We start from the raw sequence: 17,799 nt of genomic DNA, 5'->3' as shown, positions 1-17,799 counted from the left end.
ATAAATTTTCTCTTTATACTTTGGATTGTATATGGCGTATTTGAGCTAGAGCATCTCTAGGTATAATAAATAAACAGCTTTGACATTAAAAGAGTTGTAGCTATTTATTATACCCTCTTCTTAAAATAAAGTGGCTTTAAGGAGAAATGGTAAGGTTTATCCTAGGTTTTACTAATGTACCAATTTTAGTTTTCTATTATCTAATATTATTTATTAAAAAGAGGTATATTTATTGATTAACTTAAACTATATAAAGTGGATATTAGTCTTCCTTATTTTTCTTATTGTTTGCATAACATTTTCTCTATTGTTTGTTGAAAAGGATCAAATTGAAAAAGAAAAAAGTCCTCAGATAAACGAGTACTTAAGCGGTGAAAGTACTTTATCTTCAGGGGTCGGTATTGCTTTTCATTTCACAGGAAAACCTATTGATATAAGTATGATGAAAGAAGCTGGGATAAAGGTAGCACGAACAGATTTATTATGGTCAGAAGTAGAAAAGAAAAAAGGAAAATATAAATATAAACAATATGATGAATTAACACAGGGCTTAATTGAATCGGGTATTAAACCTTACTATATTTTAAATTATAGTAATAGAATTTATGAGGAGAATTTTTCGATTGTTACAGGCCAAGGACAAAAAGCCTTTGTAAATTATGTAGATAATGTTACCTATAGATATAAAAACAAAGGAATAATATGGGAAATTTGGAACGAACCTAATAATCTTAAGTATTGGGATACAAGGCCTAATTATGATGATTATGCACTTCTAGTAGAGAAAACATCAAAAGTTATACGAAAGAATGACCCCAGTGGCATTGTTGTAGCTCCTGCTTTAGCAGGTTTAAACGATAATTCTTTAAAATGGTTAGAAGAAGTTTTAAAGAGAGGAATATTAGACAATATAGATGCCATATCCGTTCATCCTTATCGTTCATACTTACCTGAAACGGTAATTCAAGATTATAAGCAATTAAGAGAACTACTAACTAAGTATGGTAAAAAAGATTTACCTATAATAACTGGAGAGTGGGGATATCCATCAGAAGTGCAGTGGGATGGTATAAAATTAAGTCAGAAACAACAGGCACAATATCTCGTTAGGACATATTTAATTAATACGTATCAGAAAATACCTATTAGTATATGGTATGACTGGAAGAATGACGGAGATAACTTGAGTGAAATTGAACATAATTTTGGTATTAGAGGATATGATGTTTTACAATCAAAAGAATCATATACCGCTTTGAAAAGCATGACCAAACTCTTGCAAGGATATATGTTTAGTAAAAGAATTGATGTGGGGAACCCTAATGATTTTGTACTTGAGTTTCTAAATTCAGATGGTAAGAAAATTATCGTTTTTTGGACGACAGATATAGACCATCGTATAAAGCTACTTGGTTCTGGGCAAGGAAATATCATTTTTATGTATGGAGATTATCTTGGGACTTTTCAGTTAAGTCAATACTCTTCTTTTGATATAACTGCAAGTCCAAGGTATTTAGTTTTTAATTAAAAGAACGCCATCTTGTTATTACAATAACCGGACTGCCCCCATAAAGTGAGACAAATAAAAACACCTTTAAGTTGAAAGCTGATTATGTAGTTACCTAATACGAACTTGGAGGTGTTTTTTACTATGAGGGCAAGAGTCGATTATCCAGTAGAAATAAAGTTAAAAGCGATTGAAATGAGGTTAACCGGTGTACCTGTAAAAGAAGTATTATCACAATTAAATATTCGAAATCATACCCAATTAAAGATGTGGATGAAATGGTATCGAAATGGAGAAGTGTATCGGTTAGAACAGCCTGTAGGCAAGCAATATGCCTATGGGAAAGATTCTCATTTTGAAAACGAGACATCTAATTTAGAGGCAGAGAACCGACAGGTAAAGCAATAGATTGAGATTTTGAAAAAATACTAGTAATTGGTACCAGAAATCCTAATAAATCTAGTGGAACAGCAAGTGGGTGAACAATAGAGTAGATAATTGTCAAAGTAAACATGTTAATTTAACAAAACTCATTTACAATATCAGGGTAAAAGAGTACGATAAAACTAGTCAAAACGGACTAAAGGAGAGGTTTTATGATTTTAGTAGTTGGAGGAGCTGGCTATATCGGTAGCCACCTCGTGAAAGAGTTAGTGAAAACAAGTGAAGTCGTTGTCTTAGATAACCTCTCAACGGGGCACCGCTGGGCGATTGATGAGCGCGCTCAGTTTGTAGAAGGAAATTTAGGAAACGCAGCGGACTTAGAGCATGTATTTTCTACTTATCAAATCGAAGCGGTGATGCATTTTGCGGCGAACAGCTTAGTAGGAGAGTCGGTTGTTGACCCTGTGAAGTACTATGAAAACAACGTCGCAGCGACTCTTACGTTATTAAAAACGATGATGAAACATAACGTAAAAAAGTTCATCTTTTCATCCACAGCGGCAACGTACGGCATTCCGTCCGTTGACATCATTACGGAAGAAACAAGCACGAATCCAATTAATCCGTACGGCCGTTCGAAGCTGATGATTGAACACATCTTAGCGGACTACGCGCATGCATATGGTATGGAATACGTGGTGCTTCGCTACTTTAACGCAGCGGGCGCGTACGAAACGGCAGAAATTGGCGAATCGCATGATCCAGAAACGCATCTCATCCCGATTATCCTTGAACACTTACTAGGCGAAAGAGAGCACATTTCCGTGTTTGGCTCTGACTACGACACGGAAGACGGCACGTGCATTCGCGATTACATTCACGTAACGGACCTTGCTAACGCACATATCGCTGCGCTTCAGTCACTTTTAGCAAGCGAAACAAAAACAGCGACGTACAATCTAGGAAACGGCCTTGGCTATTCGGTAAAAGAAGTCATCGATACGTGCGAGCGCGTAACGGGTAAAAAAGCGAACGTCGTGATGGCGGACCGCCGTCCTGGAGACCCAGCTCGACTTGTTGCGTCCTCTGATAAAATCCACCGTGATCTTGGTTGGAAAGCGGAACGTTCGCTAGAAGAGATTATCTCATCTGCGTGGAAATGGCATCAAAGTCAAGTGAAGGTAGTGAAGTAATAAAGAAGCCGAGACGTGAGGTCTCGGCTTTTTGACTTTTAACACGACTCTCTGTCCATAAGAGTTGGCGGGAAGCGATACAGTAAAGGAAGTGAAACTTCTGGTGTACCTGAATTATTCAGCCTTTCAAGCAGAATCGTTGCGGCCATTTCACCCATTTGCTGCGTGGGCTGTGCGACGGTCGTTAAGGTTGGGTTATAGACTTTGGCATAAGGCACATCGTCAATGCTAAGGATGGACAAATCGCTTGGAATGGATAGGTTATGGTTCTTCACGAATGTTAACACAGTTTCCAAGACTAGATCGTTCCCTGCAATAATCGCATCAGGCATTTCCTTATTCGATAACCATTCGGCTAGCCTAGTTTGTATATCAAGCAAAGTACCAGAGAAAACAAAATCAGAAATAACCTCTTGCTGAGACCGCTTCATAGCAGAATAAAAACCTTCTATCCGTTCGATCCTTGGCGTAATGTGCTGCTCGACAGGCAGCGTCATCATCGCAATTCTCTTCCGTTTCTTTTCTAAAAGGTGAGATACAGCTAAATAAAGAGCCGTTTCATTGTCGAGAATGACCGTGTCTGCTTTTAATCCTTCAAGCTTTCGGTCAATTAAGACAAGGGGGATTTGATCAACTAAAATCTTTTCATAAAGCGTCACGTCAGCGTTCGTTGGAAAAATGATTAACCCATCGATTTGCCTAGCGGTTAATAGTTCAATAAACTGTTTTTCTTTTTCTGGATTATCATCAGAATTGCAAATAATGGCCTGCAGCCCTTGAGCGCTTAGCTTTTTTTCAACGGCACTGATGATGTCAGTTGAAAACACATGTTTAATATTAGCCACGATGATGCCGATCATTTTGGTTTTCTTTGTTTTTAAGTTTCGAGCAAAATCGTTTGGGCGATAGTTTAGCTCAAGAATGGTTTGCTCAATTTTTTTCTTCGTATCATCACTCATGTACTTAAAGCGTTTATTAATAAACTGTGAAACGGTGCTTTTACTAACACCAGCAGCGTTTGCCACATCTTGGATCGTCACGTTCTTTTGGGAAGGCGCTTCTTTTTTCATCATGTATGCTTCCTTTCAGCAGGTTTAAAGATTGATATAAATCTATAGTATAAAAACCGGTTTATAAAAACAAGATGTATGACAAGCATACTTATAGTGCAAGAGACTCTCTAATGATGCTTAAATAAAGAAGAATTACGACTTTGTTTATAACTAAAGTAATAAAAATTTTCAAAAAGTTGTTGTAAACGATTACAACAATGTGTAATATAATACTAAACCGGTTTATTAAAAAGTGAAGGATGAGATATGAATGTTAGATGTACTAACGATTGGAGATGCTTTAATTAGCATGCATCCCCGGAAAAAGGGGCCATTACGATTCTCTCATTCTTTTGAAAGAGGAATGGGGGGAGCGGAGCTTAACTTTGCGATTGGCTGTGCTAGGTTAGGTTTAAAGCCTGGCTGGATCTCAAAATTAGGGGACGATGAATTTGGAAAATATGTCTTTGACCAAGTGAGAGGAGAAGGCATTGATTTATCACACGTAACGTTTACCAATAACTATCCGACTTCCGTTTATTTTAGAGAAATTCACGCAAATGGAGAGAGCCGTTCATTCTTTTATCGAAACGATTCTCCTACCTTAGAGCTTTCTCAGCGTGACATCGTTGAGGAATACGTTAAGAACTTCAAGATTTTACATATCACAGGAGTATTTCCTTCAATTCATCATCAAAATATCGAATTAACCAAATCCATCATTTCAATTGCGAAAAAGCACGGGCTGAAGATTTCATTTGATCCAAACGTTCGCTTGAAAATGTGGAGCGCAGAAGAAGCCGTAGCATTTATTTTATCGATTCTAAAAGACGTAGATATTATTTTAACTTCAAAAGAAGAAGCTGATTTAATTTTTGGCCTTCAGTCTGAGCGCAATCATATCGAAGCGTTTAAAAAATACGGAATTGAAACCGTTGTCATTAAAAAAGGTTCTGACGGAGCCGTTGGGGAGCATAACGGTGAATACCTAGAGCAGTCCGCTGTTCATGTGCCGTTAGTCGTTGATACGGTTGGGGCTGGAGATGGCTTTGACGCTGGTTTCATCAGTGCCCGTATAAAGGGAAAAACGTTTAAAGAATGCTTGGAATATGGAAGCATCGTTGGAGCTATGGTCGTTAGTGTTGAAGGCGATAACGAAGGGTTACCCACTTTGGATCAAGTAAGACACGCGATGGGAGAGTATAACTATGTTGAAAGGTGAGTCTCGTTTATGAAAATCATTGATCAGTTAATTTCCGCAAAATTTATTCCTGTTATTCGAACGGATAGTTTTCAAGAAGCTGAACAGATTTGCGATATCTTGGTTGAAGAAGGAATCAATACGATTGAGTTGACGCTATCAATCCCGGAAGCTACTAAGCTCGTAACGAAGCTGAAAAATCGATACGGAAACAATGTGACGGTTGGAATGGGAACTGTTCAAACAGTCGAGGAGCTTCAAGAATCAATTGATGCAGGCAGTGAATTTATTGTTACGCCGTATGCAGAAAATGAAGTGGTTGATCAGGTAACAGAAGTTCCGATTATTCCTGGCTGCATGACCGTAAGTGAAATTGCAAAGCTAAAAAGCAAAGGGTTTAAATTAATTAAAGTGTTTCCTGCATCGGTAGTAGGACAGTCATTTATAAAATCATCACTAAGCATTTTCCCTGATGTAAAGCTAATGCCTACTGGGGGAATTAGCGGAACGACAGGAATTGAGTGGATTGAAAATGGAGCTAGCTGTGTAGGAATAGGCAGCGATCTTAATAAAACGTATCAGACCAAAGGAGAACAAGGGCTACGTCAATATATCAAGCAAATCTTACAAGTAAAGGAAAGCTTAAATAAGGGGGAGACGTTATGTTCAAAAAGATAAAGTTAGGCCTATTGGTGAGTGTATCTTCTTTAGTGTTACTGTCAGCTTGTGGAGGGGGCGGAACAGCTACTACCAGCTCCGGTGAGAAGTCTGTGAGCCTGAGGCTTGCGCATAATCAGGGTACTGATCATCCTGTGCATAAATCGCTAGAAGAGTTTACGAAACTAGCAAAAGAAGAATCTGATAATAGCGTAAATGTTCAGGTGTTTCCAAGCGGGCAGTTAGGGCAAGAGCGCGATGTCATTGAGCTCGTGCAATCAGGCACATTAGACTTAGCGAAGGTGAGCGCCAGCGCATTGGAATCGTTTGAAGACAGCTACTCGATTTTTTCTCTACCGTACGTTTTTAAAAGCCAAGAACATTACTATAACGTAATGGATAACAGCAAATCGGTGCAAGAAATTTATAAACTTTCAAAAGACAAAGGTTTTATTGCTCTTGGCTGGTATGATGCTGGGCAGCGAAATGTTTATACAGGTGATAAAGAAGTGAAGTCACCAAAAGATTTAGCAGGCATGAAGATTCGCGTACAGGAAAGCCAAACGTCTATTGCTATGATCAAAGCAATGGGTGGTTCACCGACACCTATGGCGTTCGGAGAAGTATACACGTCACTGCAGCAAGGAATTATTGACGGAGCGGAAAACAACATCACTGCTTTAACGGTAAACAAACACGGCGAAGTAGCAAAAGCGTATACGTTAACAGAGCACCAGTACGTGCCAGACATTTTAATCGTCAGCACAAAAACGTGGGATAAGTTATCGGATAGCCAAAAAGATACGCTAGCAAACGCTGTGAAAGAATCATCGGAAAGTCATAAAAAAGTATGGGCAGATGCTGTGAAGTCGGAAGAAGAAGCGGCTGAAAAGCTAGGTGTTAAAATGTATGAAATCGATAAAGAGCCATTCATTAAAGCTGCTGAGCCGTTACATGAAGAGTTCGTGAAGAAAAACGAAAGCTACAAAAAGTATTTTGAAGATTTTCAAGCACAGAACAAATAATTGAAGAGATAGGGACGGTAAATGAGGATTTCAATCAATCGTCTATCCAACTTGTGGAGAGTTAACCTTTTTATGGTTTGAATATTTTGTTTATTTAGAAAACCATTTCGAAAAAGAATGGAATGAAGCGTAAGACACTCGACTCCTGCGGGAGATAAAGGAAGAGCTGAGACCCCGCAGCGTAGCGAGGAGGCTCAGCTTCCTCCCCGCGGAAAGCGAGAGTCTGTAGCGTAATGGAACAAACATATTCTAACAACTCTACTTGTTTTAAAAGAAACCATTTCATTATGTCCCAGCCTCTATCTCAAATCAATAAAACGACATTATAAACATCATTACCTAATGAAGTAGGAGGTTAACAATGAAAAAAATTGTTGATCGTATTACAGAATTTCTTACATGTTCCTTAATCGTTTTAATGGTATTGGCAGCTATCTGGCAGGTGTTTAGCCGATTTATTTTAAATACACCCAGTGCATTTACGGAAGAATTTTTACGCTATTCGCTCATCTGGTTAACGATGGTAGGCGGAGCTTACGCATTTGGAAAAAAAGAGCACTTAGCGATTGTGTTTATCGTACGAAAGTTTTCCAAAAGTGTACAAAAAGTCATTGCGGTTGCGACAGATGTTCTAGTTGTTCTGTTTGTGCTATCAATCTTCATGTACGGCGGCTCTTTGGCAATGAATAACGCGGTGGGGCAGATTTCTTCAGCGCTGCAAATGCCCATTCAATATTTATATTTAAGCTTAGTTGTATCAGGATGTTTGTTTTTATTTTATGCAATCTTTCATCTTCAAAACACGTTAGGCTTTGGCGTTAAAGAGAAAAACAAATCCAATAATTCAGAGGTGAATTATTAATGGCCTTACAAGCGAGTCTCGTCTTAGTCTTTGTATTTACGTTGTTACTTCTATTTAGCGTTCCAATTTCGTTTAGTATTGTTATTGCCTCTTTAGTTACGATTATTACGATTATGCCAGTGGATATGGCGATTTTTACAGCAGCTCAGAAAATGGTTACCGGCATTGATAGCTTTTCTTTACTAGCCGTTCCCTTTTTTATTCTAGCTGGAATCTTAATGAATAACGGAGGAATTGCTTACCGACTTGTGAATTTCGCTAAAGTGTTAGTCGGGAAAGCTCCGGGAGCATTAGCTCACTCTAATATTATTGGAAACATGATGTTTGGTTCTTTATCAGGATCATCCGTAGCGGCAGCAGCAGCAATCGGCGGCGTAATGGGTCCGCTGCAGAAAAAAGAAGGATATGATCCGCGATTTTCAGCAGCAGCGAATATTGCTTCCGCTCCTACGGGCTTAATTATTCCACCAAGCGGCACGCTCATTATCTACTCGTTAGTCAGCGGTGGAACGTCAATTGCAGCATTATTTATTGCAGGATACATACCTGGAATTCTATGGGGAATCGCGTGTATGGTCGTTGCGTTTCTTATCGCTCGAAAAAAAGGATACCGCGTAAACGAAAAAGTGACGGTAAAACTATTTTTCAAAACGTTCCTAGACGCTATACCGAGTCTACTGATGATTGTCGTTGTGATAGGAGGAATCGTTGCAGGAATTTTCACCGCTACGGAAGCCTCAGCGATAGCCGTGTTGTATACGTTTATTCTATCTTTTGCGATTTACCGTACGGTGAAGTTAAAAGATATGCCAGGTATTCTATTAAATACGGTTTCAATTACGTCGGTTATTATGTTTCTCGTTGCCGCATCTTCCGTTATGTCATGGGTGATGGCATTTACAGGGTTGCCGGCTTTAATTAGCGACGCTATCTTAAGCATCTCCACGAATATGTACGTGATTTTAATTGTTTTAAACATCATTTTATTAGCTATTGGTACCTTTATGGATATCACAGCAGCTGTTTTAATCTTTACACCTATTTTCCTGCCAATCGTACAGCAATTTGGAATGGATCCGGTTCATTTTGGAATTATGATGGTGCTGAACTTAAGTATCGGAAACATCACGCCGCCAGTTGGCAGCGCTTTATTTGTCGGTGCTAGCATTGCAAAGCTTGATTTAGAAGACGTAATAAAACCGCTTTTACCTTTTTATCTGGCGATTATCGTCGTTCTTATTCTTGTTACGTTTTTACCGGAAATCTCATTGTTTTTACCTAAAGTACTAGGTTACTAACACATAAAATGAAGGAGGCTTACATGATGACGTTAACAAAGACGTATCATTTTACATTAATAAAAGAAAAAAGTAATCAGCTTATGTTTAAGCTAGGGGACTCTCATCACTATGCATCTCTTTTCATTTTAGAAGAAGATCTGTTTCGAGTAATGGTGAGTAAGGGAGAAGAGTTTTCACCAGCAAAGACGTGGCTTGTGGCACCTGATATGGAAGATATTCCTTTTGAGGGTCGAAGCAGATTTGACCTTACGGGGTTTACCTTACCTGCTTACCATGTTGAAAAGAGTGAGGATGTCGTAACCGTTTACACAAAGCTCTTAAAAGCAGTAATAAAACTGGACGGCTTTAAAATCACGTGGCTAATGAGACGCAGTGAACAAGATAGCTGGCGACAGGTTGCGATGGACCGAAACACGCAGGCCTATAACTTTGACGGAGCGCTCGGAACCTCTACGTATCATTATTTACAGCGAACGTACGAAGAGTCGTATTATGGATTAGGTGAAAAAGCCGGTGAAACCAATCGATACGGAAGAAGGTTTCGCATGCTGAACCTTGATCCGATGGGATATGATGCGGAGTGGACCGATCCGCTTTATAAGCATATCCCGTTTTATATAACAAGAAATGAAAAAGAACAAATGTCCTACGGGTTGTTTTATGACAGCACGTCAGAATCCATTTTTGATATGGGAAATGAAATGGATAACTACCACGGCTTGTATCGTTACTATGAGCAAAAAGCCGGTGATTTAGACTATTACTTTATCGCTGGTCCAGAAGTGAGCAGCGTTGTAAAGCGCTATACGTGGTTAACGGGAAAAACGATTTTTCCACCAAAATGGAGCTTAGGTTATTCTGGTTCCACGATGACATACACGGATGCGCCAAATGCTCAGGAGCAGCTGGAACAATTTTTAGCGGACTGCGAGAAGAATGACATTTTATGTGATTCCTTTCAGCTGTCGTCTGGCTATACGTCCATTGACGATAAGCGGTACGTTTTCAATTGGAACCACGATAAGTTTCCGGATATCAAAGGATTTGTTCAGTCTTTTGCTGATAAAGGAATTCGCTTATGTGCCAATATTAAACCTTGCTTGCTGCAGGACCATCCCATGTTTGAAGAGCTTAAAAAAGAAAACATGTTCATTATGAACGCAGCAGGAGATGGACCGGAAATGGTTCAGTTCTGGGATGATATCGGTGCGTATCTTGATTTTACGAACCCTAAAACCGTTAAGTGGTGGAAAGCGCAAGTCGAAGACAAACTATTAAAATACGGCATTCAATCTACTTGGAACGATAACAATGAGTTTGAAATTTGGTCTGAAACAGCTCAAGTGAACGGCTTTGGCAATCCGCTTGCGTTTAATTATATAAGAAGCTTACAGCCAATCTTAATGATGAAAGCTTCGTATGAAGCGCAAAAAGAGAATAATCCAAATGAGAGACCGTATTTAATTTCAAGATCAGGTGCACCGGGCATGCAGCGCTATGTGCAAACATGGACGGGTGATAACTACACGAGCTGGAAAACGTTAAAGTATAACAATAAGATGGCGGTTGGATTAAGCCTTTCTGGAATCTACAACATCGGACATGACGTGGGAGGATTTGCTGGTCCTGCCCCAGAGTCAGAGCTGTTAGTTCGCTGGGTGCAAAACGGAATTTTCTATCCGCGCTTCACGATTCATTCGTGGAACGAAGACAAAACGGTAAACGTTCCTTGGATGTATGCAGAAACAACAGAAGCCATTGCCAACTTAATTAAGTTTCGCTATACCTTACAGCCGTATTTATATACAGCGCTGTATCGCGCGCACGCGTACTACGAGCCAATGATTAAATCGACGTTCTATGATTTCGAAGGAGATCAAAATACGTTTAAAGAAAACGATGACTTCTTGTTAGGTGAGTTTATGCTGGTTCCTTCAGTTGTCGAAAAGGGAGCGACAGTGCGAGAAGTGTATCTGCCTCATCACAAAGACGGCTGGTTTGATTTCCATACGGGTGACTACTATGAAGGAGGTCAATCCGTTACGTTACCAGCAGCGTTAGAAGAGAAACCGCCTCTTCTTGTAAAAGGCGGCGCAATCATTCCGATTAATTGTAACGAACCATCGTTTAATGAAACGTCAGACGAACAGCGCGCTATTTTACTGTTTCCTTCTAAGGGGAATCAGTCATCTCACTATGAACTATATGAAGATGACGGCATTACGGCGCACCATGAAGAGCAATGTAAGAAAATCAACATTAATATGGAAACGACAGAAGAACGCATTAACGTTTCTCTTCATTTAAAAGGTGACTATGAGGTACCGTATGAAGAACTGATTTTCACAGTACCCGCTGGAGAAACGCGAGAAGTCTACGTTAATAATGAATGGACTAAGATAGAAGATGGACGTTTCAGCGTACGATTTCGTTAAGAAGGAAGGAGACAAAAGATGGGATTCTTAAAAGAAGATTTTATGTTGCGTACACCAGCAGCTTTTAAGCTATACGAGCAGTTTGCCAAAAACATGCCAATCTATGACTACCATTGTCACCTAAGCGCAAAAGAAATCGCTGAAAATAGAAGATTTACTTCTGCTACGGAAGCGTGGTTAGAAGGAGATCACTATAAGTGGCGAGCGATGCGTACGTTAGGTATTGAAGAATACTATATTACGGGAGAAGCTTCTGCTAAGGAAAAATTCATCGCGTGGATTAAAGCCGTTCCGCTTCTCATCGGCAATCCACTTTACCACTGGACGCATTTAGAATTAGCACGCTACTTTGACTATCACGAAGTCGTGAAAGAAAAAGATGCGGAGAAGATATGGAATCACTGTGAAGAAATCGTTCGTTCAACAGAATTCACAACGCAATCGCTGATTAAGCAGTCAAACGTTTCCGTTATTTGTACCATTAACGATCCGTTAGAAGACTTATCGTATCACGTGGAGCTGCAGCAAAATGAAGAGTTTCCAGTAAAGGTATTGCCAACTTTTCGACCGGACGCCATTCTTCACATACAGAGTCAGAACTTTTCTTCTTACATCCATTCGTTTCTGAACGTATCGCCTGATGAAGTGACGATCGAGGCTTTAGTAAAGAACATCGATGCGTACGTAGACAAATTTCACGAAGCGGGCTGCCGCTTAGCTGACCACGGACTAACGACGTTTACGTACGTAGATGCAAAGCCGGATGAAGTGAATGAAATCATAAAGAAAAGGTTAGACGGAGCAGCGCTTTCTTTAGAAGAAGAACATAAGTATGTATCGCTTATCATGCAGCACCTAAGTGGGATGTACGCTCGTAAGGATTGGGCGATGCAGCTTCACCTGGGGCCAATTCGAAATAATAATACGCTAGCGTTTAAAACAAGCGGTCCTGACGCAGGCTATGATTCTATTTCCAACCAGCAGTTTGCCGAAGAGCTGAACAAATTTTTCGACGCGCTGAACGTAAAGGGAGAATTACCAAGAACCATTGTCTTTCCGTTAAACCCTACTGAACAAGAAGCGATTGCTTCAACGCTTGGCAACTTTCAGCAAGCCGGAATTAAAGGGAAAATGCAGCTCGGTACCGCTTGGTGGTTTAACGATCACAAAGAAGGCATGCTGCGTCAAATGAACGTGTTAGCCAACTACGGCGTAATCAGTACGTTTATCGGCATGCTGACGGACTCGAGAAGCTTCTTATCTTACGCACGACACGAGTATTTCCGCCGGATTTTATGCGACTTATTTGGTCAGTGGATGGAAGAGGGAGAAATTCCAAACGACGTAAACAAAGTCGGTGGAATCATTGAAGATATTTGCTATAACAACGCAGCGAACTACTTTACCATTAGCAATACAAAACTGAAGGTGGGAGTGTAAGCAAAATGAAAATGTCATTTAGATGGTACGGCAAAAGCGATACGATTCCATTAACATATATTAAGCAGATTCCAAGTATGAGAGGAATTGTTTCCGCTATTTATGATATACCGGTCGGTGAAGTGTGGCCTGAAAGCAGAATTCAAACGTTAAAAAAAGACATTGAAGACGCAGGTCTTGAGCTAACGGTTATTGAAAGCGTGCCTGTTCATGAAGATATCAAACTAGGCTTGCCAACGCGTGATCAGTATATTGCTAGTTTCCAGCAAACGCTGAAAAATCTAAGTGCAAGCGGCATTACGACGGTGTGCTATAACTTCATGCCGGTTTTCGACTGGACGAGGTCGTCACTGGAGCATCGTTTAGAAGATGATTCCACGTGCCTTAGCTATGATAACAACGTCATTGAGCTAATGGATCCGGTGAAAGGAAATCTATCGCTGCCGGGTTGGGATACAAGCTATGAGAAAGAAGAGCTGGCTCAGCTTTTTGAACAATATCGCTCAGTAGGAACAGAAGAACTTTGGGATAACCTTTCCTACTTTTTAGAACAGGTTATTCCTGTTGCTGAACAGGTAGGCATTAACCTGGCTATGCATCCGGATGATCCACCTTGGTCCATCTTTGGACTGCCGCGCATCATCACAAATGAACAGAATATCGAGCGCCTTCTTTCTTTATATGAAAGTCCAAATCACGGACTGTGTTTTTGCACAGGCTCTTTAGGAGCGCTTGAAACCAATAATTTACCACAGATGGTTCGGAAATTTGGCTCACAGGGGAGAATTCACTTTGTTCATGCGAGAAACGTGAAGCGAACAGGTGAAAAGTCATTTAATGAAACGGCTCATCCTTCTGAGTACGGTTCTGTGGATATGTACGAAGTGTTAAAAGCGCTTCATGACGTTTCGTATAACGGTCCAATTCGTCCGGATCACGGGCGTATGATTTGGGGAGAAACAGGTAAGCCTGGCTACGGCTTGTTTGACCGTGCGTTAGGTGCAACGTACTTAACGGGGCTATGGGAAGCTATTCAAAAAGACCAACAAAGCGTAAACGGAGGGAAAACACATGACGTTGCTGCCGTTAGAAAATAAAGTCGCTGTTGTAACCGGTGGAGCGGGTGTTTTAGGAGCTGCATTCAGCGCAGCTCTAGCTAAAGCGGGTGCTAAAGTGGCCATCTTAAACCGAACGTTAGAAAAAGCAGAAGCATTAGCGGATCAGCTCAATCAAGAGGGAGGTCAAGCGCTTGCTGTCAGCGCAGACGTCACCAATGAAGCATCCCTAAAAGCAGCAAAGGAAATCATCAATCGCCACTGGGGTGAAATTGACCTCTTGGTAAACGGAGCAGGAGGGAATCATCCTAAGGCAACAACAACTCAAGAATATTTCAGCCGTGACGCTGAACTCAGTGATAATACGGTTACTTTCTTCAATCTTGAGCCGGATGACGTCCGCTTTGTGATGGACTTGAACTTCATGGGCACGCTTCTTCCTACGCAGGTGTTTGCTGCGGATATGATTCAAAAAGAAGCGGGAACCATCATTAATATCTCGTCTATGAACGGCTTTACGCCGCTTACGAAAATTCCGGCATACAGCGGTTCAAAAGCAGCCATCAACAACCTCACACAGTGGTTAGCGGTGCACTTTGCGACTTCCAATATACGAGTAAACGCCATTGCACCAGGCTTCTTTTTAACGGCTCAAAATGAAAAGCTGATATTAAAAGAAGACGGTACGCCAACGGATCGAGCAAAAAAAATCGTTGACCATACGCCAATGGGTCGCTTTGGAGACAAAGAAGACCTGGTCGGCACGCTCCTATACTTAGCAGACGACAGCATGTCTCGCTTCGTAACGGGCGCTGTTATTCCGGTTGACGGTGGATTTTCAGCGTATTCTGGTGTTTGATTTGAAGCTTTTATCATAGAAATAGCCGAGCGCTGCGTGCGCATCGGCTATTTTTGATTTCATCGCTAAAAACCACGTATCATCACCATTTCTGTAGAATAATATCACTATTTCCCAGGAAAGTTTGAATCGTGTCTAATCGTCACCATCAAATTAGCTCAGTGTTCCTCATCTCTTACTTTCGGTAAAGTAAACGTACCGGCGGAATACAAGAAAAAGCGCGCTTTTTAAAAGGACGAATTCATGAAATCTCTATCGTTTGAACAAGTTGCAGAATCGTTTCACCCTCTCATTGTCTCGATGATTCAAAAGCACCATATCTACAAAGAACAAGAAGAATACTATCAGCTCGCCTTAATTAACCTGTGGAAAGCCTACCAAAAGTTTGATGAAAGCAAAGGCTCGTTTTCAGCCTATGCCTATAGCACCGTGCGCGGTACCATTTTAATGGAGCTAAAAGCAAGCGTAAAACGAGACGAGCGAGAAGCACTAACGGAAGACACGCTGTTGGTGACGCACCCAGACGATTCCCTTCCCGTGGCCCTGCAGTCGTCTATTATTCATGAAATGATCGAGCATCTCACGCCAAGAGAAAAGATTTATATTCTAGAATATCTATTAGGAGGTTACTCCTATAGGGAGCTCGCTGATAAGTACGGCGTCTCAACAGGAGCGGTGAAAAACTGGGGCAAGACCGCTCGGAAAAAGCTTAAAGAAACACTTTCACATTCATAGAACTAAGAAGCAGAAGGATATCACCTTCTGCTTTTTAAGAAGTAAACTAAAAATTTTGAATAATAGGTAAAAACTACTAGAAATTCAAAACTCTTTTTTGTAAAATAGTAATAAAGGGGTTGAGAAAATGGAAGTAAATGAAAACTACGTTATAAACGTTGATACAAAAGCATTGAAGCCAGTTCAACACTTTCAGTACCAAACAAAAATTTTGGATGCAAAAGGAGAGTATTATTCCACAAAAACATGTAAAGAGCTACTCATGGAGTCTTGCATCGAGAACCTCACAACCTTTGATGACGCACTGAAAGCCGTCAGAAAACGATTTGGCTTCACGAAAGAACCTCCGCTTGTCATTGATAAAGTCAATGAACTCATTGTCATTCCTACCAAGTCTCCAACATCACATCACTGCAGCTGGTATTTTTTATCCCATATTGACGTTACGCAGACGCTATCTTCTTCAAAAGAAACTTCGCAGGCCCAGACTATCTACTTCCACGACCAAACGCATCTTCCAACGTCACTTTCCCGGCATAGCTTAAAAGAGAAGTTAAGTAAGGCTTTAACGGTGCAGCATGATATTCGTCGGTAGATGGTACATAGCTGATTGTAGGAGTATTGAATATGTACTAATTGCTAAGATTTTGTAAAATTGCTTTCTAGACAGGAATGAGCATGGTTCATGATGCATTATATAAAGGGAACAATAAGAGCAGTTAATTCATGAACGAAAGGGTGTTAAAGGTGAAAATCGCGGTAGCAGGCACTGGTTATGTGGGGCTTGTCACGGGTGTATGTCTTGCCAAATACGGTCATTCTGTTGTGTGTGTCGATGTTGATTCAGAGAAAATCCTTTTACTGCAAACGGGGGTATCGCCCATCTATGAGCCTGAGCTACAGGAACTACTGACAGACTATAAAGACAAGCTGACGTTCACAACAAGCTATGAAGCAGCCTACAAAGACGCAGACGTCATTTTCATCGGAGTGGGAACACCAGAGAGAATGGACGGTTCCGCAGACTTAACATACGTATACGAAGCAGCCAAGCAAATCTCAAGAAGTGTAACAAGAGACTGCGTAGTCGTCGTCAAATCGACGGTTCCAATCGGAACGACCGATAAGCTAGATGAATGGATTCAATCTCAACGAAAGCATCCTGTCGAAGTAAAGATCGCATCGAACCCGGAGTTTCTTTCACAAGGAAGAGCGGTGCAAGATACGCTCTTCCCGTCAAGGATTGTGATTGGAATAGAGGATGAAAAAGCAGAAAAAGTACTAAGAGAAGTCTATCAAGACTTTCATGCACCGCTTGTTATTACAAATCGAAAAAGCGCAGAAATGATTAAGTATGCATCGAACGATTTTTTAGCGTTGAAAATTTCATTTATTAATGAGATTGCGAACCTATGTGAACGCATCGGGGCAGACGTAGAGGACGTAGCAAAAGGCATGGGCTTTGACTCTCGTATAAGCCCGGAGTTTCTACAAGCAGGTATCGGATACGGAGGGTCTTGCTTTCCAAAAGATACAAAAGCCCTTCACTGGCTGGCAAACTTTCACGACTATGAATTTAAAACGGTAAAAGCAGCAATCGACGTAAACGAAGCGCAAAAAATTAAGCTTCTAAAAAAAGCGCGCCGCTATTTTCCTAGCTTAAGAGGACTGACCGTTGCCATACTAGGTCTTACTTTTAAGCCTGAAACAGATGACCTACGAGAAGCGCCTGCTCTTGTAAACATTCCGCTTATGCTAGAAGACGGTGCAGAGATAAAAGCGTGGGATCCCGTAGCCATTCCACATGTTAAAAAGCGATACCCAACCGAAATCACCTACTGTTCAAGTATCGATGAAGCGCTTAGCGGATCTGATATCTGTTTTATTTTCACCGAATGGAACGCAGTGCAAGAATTTCCGTTAAAGCGCTATGAAGAACTCATGAGAACCCCAATTGTGCTAGACGGACGAAATTGCTATTGCTTAGAAGATGTGAAGAAAGAGAAGATGATTTACGACTCGATTGGAAGAGACGTTGTTCAGAATGTGGAGAGTGTGTTTGTATGAAAGAAAAAGCGTAGCAGAGTAATTCC

The 17,799-nt window shown here is 40.7% G+C and carries 16 protein-coding genes; 15 read left to right on the top strand and 1 reads right to left on the bottom strand.

All coding sequences use genetic code 11. The features are described from left to right. The first annotated feature begins 232 nt into the window (after positions 1-232). The 3 genes from V2145_RS14065 (at position 233) to galE (ending at position 3,084) form a co-directional block, all read left to right on the top strand. Positions 233-1,528, top strand: coding sequence for a cellulase family glycosylhydrolase (locus V2145_RS14065; RefSeq protein WP_330987898.1), 1,296 nt, complete (start codon positions 233-235; stop codon positions 1,526-1,528). Positions 1,529-1,651: 123 nt separating this feature from the next. Continuing rightward, positions 1,652-1,915, top strand: a complete 264-nt coding sequence (locus tag V2145_RS14060) for a hypothetical protein (RefSeq protein WP_330987897.1) — start codon at positions 1,652-1,654, stop codon at positions 1,913-1,915. A 188-nt stretch (positions 1,916-2,103) separates the two neighbouring features. After that, positions 2,104-3,084, top strand: a complete 981-nt coding sequence (gene galE / locus V2145_RS14055; protein ID WP_330987896.1) for a UDP-glucose 4-epimerase GalE — start codon at positions 2,104-2,106, stop codon at positions 3,082-3,084. 38 nt (positions 3,085-3,122) lie between these two features. Here the strand turns inward: galE and V2145_RS14050 are convergent, their stop codons facing one another. Continuing rightward, positions 3,123-4,157, bottom strand: a complete 1,035-nt coding sequence (locus V2145_RS14050) for a LacI family DNA-binding transcriptional regulator (RefSeq protein WP_330987895.1) — start codon at positions 4,155-4,157, stop codon at positions 3,123-3,125. Positions 4,158-4,407: 250 nt separating this feature from the next. Between V2145_RS14050 and V2145_RS14045 the strand changes: the two genes are divergently transcribed. From V2145_RS14045 to V2145_RS13990, 12 genes are all read left to right on the top strand, one after another. Next, positions 4,408-5,358, top strand: a complete 951-nt coding sequence (locus V2145_RS14045) for a sugar kinase (protein ID WP_330987894.1) — start codon at positions 4,408-4,410, stop codon at positions 5,356-5,358. A 9-nt stretch (positions 5,359-5,367) separates the two neighbouring features. Beyond that, positions 5,368-6,015, top strand: coding sequence for a bifunctional 4-hydroxy-2-oxoglutarate aldolase/2-dehydro-3-deoxy-phosphogluconate aldolase (locus V2145_RS14040; protein WP_311858966.1), 648 nt, complete (start codon positions 5,368-5,370; stop codon positions 6,013-6,015). After that, complete coding sequence (locus tag V2145_RS14035; RefSeq protein WP_330987893.1) at positions 6,000-7,019, top strand: TRAP transporter substrate-binding protein; 1,020 nt, start codon at positions 6,000-6,002, stop codon at positions 7,017-7,019. Before V2145_RS14040 ends, V2145_RS14035 begins: the two co-directional genes overlap by 16 nt. 361 nt (positions 7,020-7,380) lie before the next feature. After that, positions 7,381-7,881: a TRAP transporter small permease gene (locus V2145_RS14030; RefSeq protein ID WP_131887090.1), complete on the top strand. Its 501-nt coding sequence runs from the start codon at positions 7,381-7,383 to the stop codon at positions 7,879-7,881. Continuing rightward, entirely contained in the window at positions 7,881-9,179 is a 1,299-nt protein-coding gene (locus V2145_RS14025) for a TRAP transporter large permease (protein WP_311858960.1), read from the top strand. Before V2145_RS14030 ends, V2145_RS14025 begins: the two co-directional genes overlap by 1 nt. A 26-nt stretch (positions 9,180-9,205) precedes the next feature. Beyond that, positions 9,206-11,617 carry a glycoside hydrolase family 31 protein gene (locus V2145_RS14020; RefSeq protein ID WP_330988146.1) on the top strand — a complete coding sequence of 804 codons (2,412 nt, stop codon included), beginning with the start codon at positions 9,206-9,208 and terminating at the stop codon, positions 11,615-11,617. An 18-nt stretch (positions 11,618-11,635) separates the two neighbouring features. Continuing rightward, positions 11,636-13,057, top strand: coding sequence for a glucuronate isomerase (gene uxaC, locus V2145_RS14015; RefSeq protein WP_330987892.1), 1,422 nt, complete (start codon positions 11,636-11,638; stop codon positions 13,055-13,057). Between the two features lie 5 nt (positions 13,058-13,062). Next, complete coding sequence (uxuA, locus tag V2145_RS14010) at positions 13,063-14,154, top strand: mannonate dehydratase (protein WP_330987891.1); 1,092 nt, start codon at positions 13,063-13,065, stop codon at positions 14,152-14,154. Beyond that, the gene (locus V2145_RS14005) at positions 14,129-14,971 is read left to right on the top strand and encodes an SDR family oxidoreductase (RefSeq protein ID WP_330987890.1); all 843 of its coding nucleotides are present in this window, start codon (positions 14,129-14,131) and stop codon (positions 14,969-14,971) included. Before uxuA ends, V2145_RS14005 begins: the two co-directional genes overlap by 26 nt. A gap of 243 nt (positions 14,972-15,214) precedes the next feature. Further along, positions 15,215-15,706, top strand: coding sequence for a sigma-70 family RNA polymerase sigma factor (locus V2145_RS14000; RefSeq protein ID WP_330987889.1), 492 nt, complete (start codon positions 15,215-15,217; stop codon positions 15,704-15,706). Positions 15,707-15,833: 127 nt separating this feature from the next. Continuing rightward, positions 15,834-16,301 (top strand): competence protein ComK, encoded by a 468-nt coding sequence (locus V2145_RS13995; protein ID WP_330987888.1) that lies wholly within the window; start codon positions 15,834-15,836, stop codon positions 16,299-16,301. A gap of 131 nt (positions 16,302-16,432) precedes the next feature. Then, a complete protein-coding gene (locus tag V2145_RS13990) occupies positions 16,433-17,773 on the top strand; it encodes a UDP-glucose dehydrogenase family protein (protein ID WP_330987887.1) in 1,341 nt (446 codons plus the stop codon). The last annotated feature ends 26 nt before the right edge of the window (positions 17,774-17,799 follow it).

The sequence above is a fragment of the Priestia sp. GS2 genome, from assembly GCF_036409025.1.
In the GTDB taxonomy this organism is placed as follows: domain Bacteria; phylum Bacillota; class Bacilli; order Bacillales; family Bacillaceae_H; genus Priestia; species Priestia aryabhattai_A.
Note: the sequence above shows the minus strand (reverse complement) of the source record. Positions and strands in the feature narration are given on the sequence as shown.

Bases quoted from the DNA above. Each gene is read 5' to 3' on its own strand.
- V2145_RS14060 (WP_330987897.1), top strand. From the start codon at position 1,652: ATGAGGGCAAGAGTCGATTATCCAGTAGAAATAAAGTTAAAAGCGATT.
- galE (WP_330987896.1), top strand. From the start codon at position 2,104: ATGATTTTAGTAGTTGGAGGAGCTGGCTATATCGGTAGCCACCTCGTG.
- V2145_RS14050 (WP_330987895.1), bottom strand. From the start codon at position 4,157: ATGATGAAAAAAGAAGCGCCTTCCCAAAAGAACGTGACGATCCAAGAT.
- V2145_RS14045 (WP_330987894.1), top strand. From the start codon at position 4,408: ATGTTAGATGTACTAACGATTGGAGATGCTTTAATTAGCATGCATCCC.
- V2145_RS14040 (WP_311858966.1), top strand. From the start codon at position 5,368: ATGAAAATCATTGATCAGTTAATTTCCGCAAAATTTATTCCTGTTATT.
- V2145_RS14035 (WP_330987893.1), top strand. From the start codon at position 6,000: ATGTTCAAAAAGATAAAGTTAGGCCTATTGGTGAGTGTATCTTCTTTA.
- V2145_RS14030 (WP_131887090.1), top strand. From the start codon at position 7,381: ATGAAAAAAATTGTTGATCGTATTACAGAATTTCTTACATGTTCCTTA.
- V2145_RS14025 (WP_311858960.1), top strand. From the start codon at position 7,881: ATGGCCTTACAAGCGAGTCTCGTCTTAGTCTTTGTATTTACGTTGTTA.
- V2145_RS14020 (WP_330988146.1), top strand. From the start codon at position 9,206: ATGACGTTAACAAAGACGTATCATTTTACATTAATAAAAGAAAAAAGT.
- uxaC (WP_330987892.1), top strand. From the start codon at position 11,636: ATGGGATTCTTAAAAGAAGATTTTATGTTGCGTACACCAGCAGCTTTT.
- uxuA (WP_330987891.1), top strand. From the start codon at position 13,063: ATGAAAATGTCATTTAGATGGTACGGCAAAAGCGATACGATTCCATTA.
- V2145_RS14005 (WP_330987890.1), top strand. From the start codon at position 14,129: ATGACGTTGCTGCCGTTAGAAAATAAAGTCGCTGTTGTAACCGGTGGA.
- V2145_RS14000 (WP_330987889.1), top strand. From the start codon at position 15,215: ATGAAATCTCTATCGTTTGAACAAGTTGCAGAATCGTTTCACCCTCTC.
- V2145_RS13995 (WP_330987888.1), top strand. From the start codon at position 15,834: ATGGAAGTAAATGAAAACTACGTTATAAACGTTGATACAAAAGCATTG.
- V2145_RS13990 (WP_330987887.1), top strand. From the start codon at position 16,433: ATGAACGAAAGGGTGTTAAAGGTGAAAATCGCGGTAGCAGGCACTGGT.